Annotated in this window: 5 protein-coding genes and 1 pseudogene; 3 read left to right on the plus strand and 3 right to left on the minus strand. The window is 46.9% G+C overall.

What is annotated here, in order from left to right; all coding sequences use genetic code 11:
- The 3 genes from KBY58_RS12885 to KBY58_RS12895 form a co-directional block, all read left to right on the plus strand.
- A partial coding sequence (locus KBY58_RS12885) for a carotenoid oxygenase family protein (protein WP_255004717.1) occupies positions 1-1394 on the plus strand: 1394 nt, incomplete at its 5' end.
- A gap of 550 nt (positions 1395-1944) precedes the next feature.
- Positions 1945-2184 (plus strand): hypothetical protein, encoded by a 240-nt coding sequence (locus tag KBY58_RS12890; protein WP_255004718.1) that lies wholly within the window; start codon positions 1945-1947, stop codon positions 2182-2184.
- 356 nt (positions 2185-2540) lie between these two features.
- The gene (locus KBY58_RS12895; protein WP_255004719.1) at positions 2541-3164 is read left to right on the plus strand and encodes a hypothetical protein; all 624 of its coding nucleotides are present in this window, start codon (positions 2541-2543) and stop codon (positions 3162-3164) included.
- A gap of 135 nt (positions 3165-3299) precedes the next feature.
- Here KBY58_RS12895 and KBY58_RS12900 read toward each other — a convergent pair whose 3' ends face one another.
- From KBY58_RS12900 to KBY58_RS12910, 3 genes and pseudogenes are all read right to left on the minus strand, one after another.
- The gene (locus KBY58_RS12900; RefSeq protein ID WP_255004720.1) at positions 3300-4175 is read right to left on the minus strand and encodes a glycosyltransferase family 25 protein; all 876 of its coding nucleotides are present in this window, start codon (positions 4173-4175) and stop codon (positions 3300-3302) included.
- 38 nt (positions 4176-4213) lie between these two features.
- Entirely contained in the window at positions 4214-4843 is a 630-nt protein-coding gene (gene rdgB / locus KBY58_RS12905) for an RdgB/HAM1 family non-canonical purine NTP pyrophosphatase (protein ID WP_255004721.1), read from the minus strand.
- A 20-nt stretch (positions 4844-4863) separates the two neighbouring features.
- Positions 4864-5015 (minus strand): annotated as a pseudogene (locus KBY58_RS12910) (phosphoglucomutase/phosphomannomutase family protein); the annotation flags it as partial.

Raw genomic sequence — 5015 nt, forward strand, 5'->3', positions numbered from 1 at the left:
TCCCGCCGGAACTTAATGGGACCCTCTATCGCAATGGTCCGGGCCGTTTGGAGAGGGCAGGCCTATCTGTCCACCATCCCTTTGATGGCGATGGAATGATCACGGCCTTTCGCTTTGCGGAGGGATCGGTCGAGCTAGCTAATCGTTTTGTACGCACTGAGGGATGGCTAGAGGAAGAGAAGGCAGGCAAATATCTATATCGTGGGGTATTCGGTAGCCAGAAGCCTGGCGGAGCGCTCGCTAATGCTTTCGATCTACGTCTGAAAAATATCGCCAACACCCATGTGGTGCGCCTGGGTGATGATCTTTTGGCGCTCTGGGAGGCAAGTTCACCCCATGCCCTAGACCCCGTCAGCCTTGAAACCAGGGGCCTCACTCACCTAGATGGCGTGCTTAAGCCAGGTGAGGCATTTAGTGCCCATCCCCGTTTTGAACCGGGCCACCATGGTGAGCCGCGGATGGTCACTTTTGGGGTGAAGAGTGGCCCCCGCAGCAGCGTGCGGCTGATGGAATTTGCCACCGAGGGTCCGAAGGCTGGTCAGCTGGTGGCTGATCGCAGTGACAGCTTTGGGGGGTTTGCCTTCTTGCACGACTTTGCTATCACCCCAAATTGGGCAGTGTTTTTGCAAAATGCGATCGACTTCAACCCACTTCCATTTGTATTCGGACAGAAGGGGGCAGCTCAGTGTCTGCGCTCTAGGCCAGGCGGCCGTGGCCAATTTTGGCTTGTTCCCAGGGATTGTGGCGCCTATGCGGGCCAAGCCCCCAGGTTGATTGATGCCCCCGACGGCTTTGTCTTCCACCATCTCAATGCCTATGAAGAGGGAGACGAGGTGGTGGTGGAGAGCATTTTCTATAACGACTTCCCCTCCATTGGGCCCGACGACGATTTTCGCTCCATCGATTTTGATTCTTTGCCCGCTGGCTTACTTGAGCGTTGTCGAATCAATCTCACTACTGGTACGGCAAGTAGTGAACGCCTGAGTGAACGTTGCTGTGAGTTTGCGATGGTGAATCCGAGGTTCCAGGGTTTGCCCGCCCGCTATGGCTGGATGGCTGTGGCAGAGCGGGAAATAGGTAATGACCCTTTGCAGGTAATCAAGAAACTCGATTTGCAAACAGGTGATGGTTGTACTTGGAGTGCGGCACCCCGGGGCTTTGTCACTGAACCGATCATGGTGCCACGATCAATCAAGGAAGGTGAGCCAATCCCTGCAGAGGACGATGGCTGGCTGTTGTGTTTGATCTGGAATGGCGCTAGAGATGCTAATGATTTAGTAATTCTTGATGCAGCAGACTTAAGTGAATTGGCTGTGATTGAGCTACCCCTTGCCATGCCCTATGGGCTACATGGCAGTTGGAGCGAAGTTGGGCTTGCTAAACTTGATAACTAGTGTTGCGTTCCAGTATTTCGCAAGATAAAAATCTTTTGATTAGATACTTTTGGCGTGCATTTGTAATTAGGCTTCCTTGCATGAAGAGTTTCCGCTGCGTTTAAGCCTTGACTAGGCTGTCCTCATGTTTGAAGATTGGCAACGATTTATTTTGAGCCTTATCGGGCACTACTTTATGTTTGTTGATGAACTTGAAGAAGTCTAGTTTTCTTCTGATCATTGATCGTCATCATGTTGCCTTTAACTCACTAACTGCCTTGCCTTGAGGCGGAAACCAAGAGGTTTGTGTCACTAGGCTGCCACTCTAATCTGGAAGACTGTGGGTTATTAGGATTTAGGGAATCATGCGTATTGCAGGTACTCTAGTTTCGTGGTTGTCTCATAGCAGTGATTTTGGATGATTTTGTTTTGGGAATATTTGCCGAATTGTCATGAAAGATTTTCTTGAGACTCTTTTGATTGCGATCATCAAGCTTGTTTTTGATTATTGGCGAGAGAGGGGCGGGCCTGCTAGGTTGGCTTATATTATGTGCGATGATGTTCTTTAAATATGAAAGTTTTTGTTGGAATTGATGTCGCGTTTTCCCATGAACATCCTTTCCAAATCAGGGATGATTTGATGCCCGTCATGGGCGGAACGGAAAAGCAGTTGATTCTGCTCGTCGCACTGCTTTCTGTCCAAGCTGAGTTTGAAACTTGCTTAGTTTATCCCCATGACAATGATCTATATGTGCGAAGGGTCTCAAATGGGTGCGCTGAGGCTGCAGTTAGAGTAGAAGGCTATAAGTAAAATTTGCTAATTTCTTCCCAAAGCTGCCTAAAGAGCTTTCAAATTATTTGTGCTGACTTTACTATCGTGTGGGTTCATCACCCCTTTGTGACCTTTTATGGAGATATCCGAAATCAAATGGTAGTTTGCTGCTCAAAGTATTCTTTTGATACTTTGGAGACTAATTTATTCGCCACTTTTGCTTAAAATTAGATCTGCGCGGCTGTTCTTCCCGAGTCATTATCAAGTACGGGCTTCACTTCCCAAGATGCTGCCTCTAACGGTGTGCTGGATATTGCATTCGTTGGAGCATTAAGGCGTTCAAAGGGGTGTATATGCTGCTCAATGACTGGCCCAAGTTTTTGAGGGGATCTGGCTTGGCCCGTATTCATATTATTGGAGGTTCTGATTTATCTAAAGTTAATCTTTCCAGAGAGGGCTTTGAAGGGTCAAATTTATATGAAGAGATCTGTAGATCTAAGTCTAAATCTATCATGAATTTTGATCCAAAAACTTCCATTGTCTTTCATGGATCATTGGCCTCCGAACGGTTTGAACTAATGAGGAACTGTTCATTGGTGATCGTCAATCCCACGGGTATTTCCGAAGCTATTTCGACAACAGTTATTGAGTGCTTTATGAATAGAATACCTGTCGTCTCTGGCAAGAAGTATGTTAATCGTGAATTACTTGATGGTTTGCCTCATGCTGAATATAGAAATTCGTTTGGCATTCTCAACAAAGGTCTTTTAGATGCATATCAGGCTAGGAAGGAAGAGCTTCTGTCTCTTAATTATCTCAAGGGATTAAGATTTTCCGAGGGCAGTTTTTCGTTCAATTCTTGGGCTGAGATAGTTCGAGATGTTCTTTTTGATACTACTTTTAGAAGATTTCACAAGAAATCTGTAATCGAAAACCTGCTAATTAGGGAAGTCGCGAAAAAAATTGAGAAAAGGAAGACCAAGGTTGAGAACTTTCTTTCCAAGAGAACACACTTTTGAATTTGGGACTCTGTTGTCTGTGTTATGGTTTTCACTCGCCACGTTGTATTTTGCTTGGGAGTTAGATTGTTTAGCTTGCCTGTATTCGCAATTAATCGACTAGTGCAAGGCTGGTTTTGCCAAATTTCCTGAGCTTCAATTGTGTTGGTGTTTATTTTGTATTTGTGGCGTTATATGGTTCGATAGCAGCAAAAATGTTTTATCGTAGTAAGGTATTAGGCCTAATTTCTGAAGAAGCGACGGAATAATATTCTTTATTAATTTTCTGAGCCGGGTAATTTTCTTCGATAGGTGCTTTGCTTTTGTTCGATTCGACTCGTTTTCTGTTGGTCCGGTAATCGTGCTTTCGAGGTGTCTGTTCTGTATTGAGACTGCTCTTTTGCTTGCATAATAAGATAGGCCGTAGTAGGCGCAATTTGCGAGAATCTGATCAGACGCGTATCTTAGTGGAAGGCAATAGTGAAGAAGTTTTTCTGCGCCAGTCTTGCTGATAATGTAACAACTTGTGCCAGGAATAATTTTAGAGGGTTTTCCAAGTACTAGGCCAGTTGTCGTCTTGATTCTTCCTGCGAGCCTGATCTCTGGTTGATATAAATTTTCTTCTTTAACGGCTGCTAGCTGAATAATATCTGCTTTTTTAATGGCCAGCATGTTATTGATTGTGCTGTCTTCTAAGGCGGCCTTTATGGCCTGGCTTAGTGATGCATCATCTTCGAGGATGAGAGCGGCTTCCATGCCATCATTAATTATCTTTTTGTAGCAATTAATGTGGGATATTGCGCAACCCACTACGCCTGGTCGAATTAGCCATGTTTCGGGTTTTAATTTTTCTTTTTGATAGGCTTTTCTTCGAATGTTGCTAAAATCGCTGACCGCCTCGAGAGATAGTTTTGTGCCATCAACTGCTTCAATGATGGCGTATTCAATCCTTAGTGCCCTGCACTGAGAGGTGATAAATTCTAGGCGCTTCTTGCTTCTCTTTAGGTTGATGATAATTGCGGTGATCTTCATTTGTTGGCTTTTGTGGGATCATTGGGACTTCTTGTCATTTACTTGCCCTTGATTTTCATGTTGCGTAGTTGTTTTATCAGCTTCTCGCAGGCTATGCCCCGATGCCCAAGTTTGGCTTTCTGCATCTGATCCATCTCAGCAAATGTTAGCCCTGTCTCCGGCGCTAGAAATACCGGGTCATAGCCAAAGCCACCCTCTCCCCTGGGTGATTTTAAAATCTCTCCGGGGCAGCGCCCTTCCACTTCAATGAGCACATTCCCTGAGGGGTCGGAGATGGCCAGGGCCGCCACAAACTCAGCCCTTTGGCTTTCTGAGTCTGTGGTGATTTGCACCTGCTGCAGCTCGCCGAGTAGTCTTTGAATGCGGGCCCTATCGCTATCGGCATAGCGAGATGAGTGGACCCCGGGTGCGCCGCCGAGGGCGTCTACGCAGAGGCCCGAGTCGTCAGCTAGGGCCCAATGGCCAGTGGCCTTGGCAACAGCGATTGCCTTGATTCGGGCATTTTCGGCGAAGGTTTGGCCCGTTTCTTCCACATCCAGGCCTTCAGGCTGGGGCCTGATTTCCAGGCCATAGCCCTCGAGCAGCTGGCTGAATTCGCGGATCTTGCCTGCATTGCCGCTGGCGATAACCAATAGGGCAGGTAGTGAAAACTTTGTTTGGGAGCTCATCATGTTTGGGGTGCTAATTGCTATATCGACTCTGCGTATTGCTTGGCCCAGGCGAGCACTTCGGCAACCCTTTCTTGGCTTGGGGCTTCGCAGTACAGCCGCAATAGAGGTTCGGTGCCGGAGAAGCGCAGCATCAGCCAGTGGTTGTCTCCAAGCCGCAGTTTTACGCCAT

This window comes from Cyanobium sp. HWJ4-Hawea, assembly GCF_024345815.1.
In the GTDB taxonomy this organism is placed as follows: Bacteria; Cyanobacteriota; Cyanobacteriia; order PCC-6307; family Cyanobiaceae; genus Cyanobium_A.

Coding starts and splice junctions, on each gene's coding strand:
- rdgB (WP_255004721.1), bottom strand. CDS start 4,843: ATGAGCTCCCAAACAAAGTTTTCACTACCTGCCCTATTGGTTATCGCC.
- KBY58_RS12890 (WP_255004718.1), top strand. CDS start 1,945: ATGAAAGTTTTTGTTGGAATTGATGTCGCGTTTTCCCATGAACATCCT.
- KBY58_RS12900 (WP_255004720.1), bottom strand. CDS start 4,175: ATGAAGATCACCGCAATTATCATCAACCTAAAGAGAAGCAAGAAGCGC.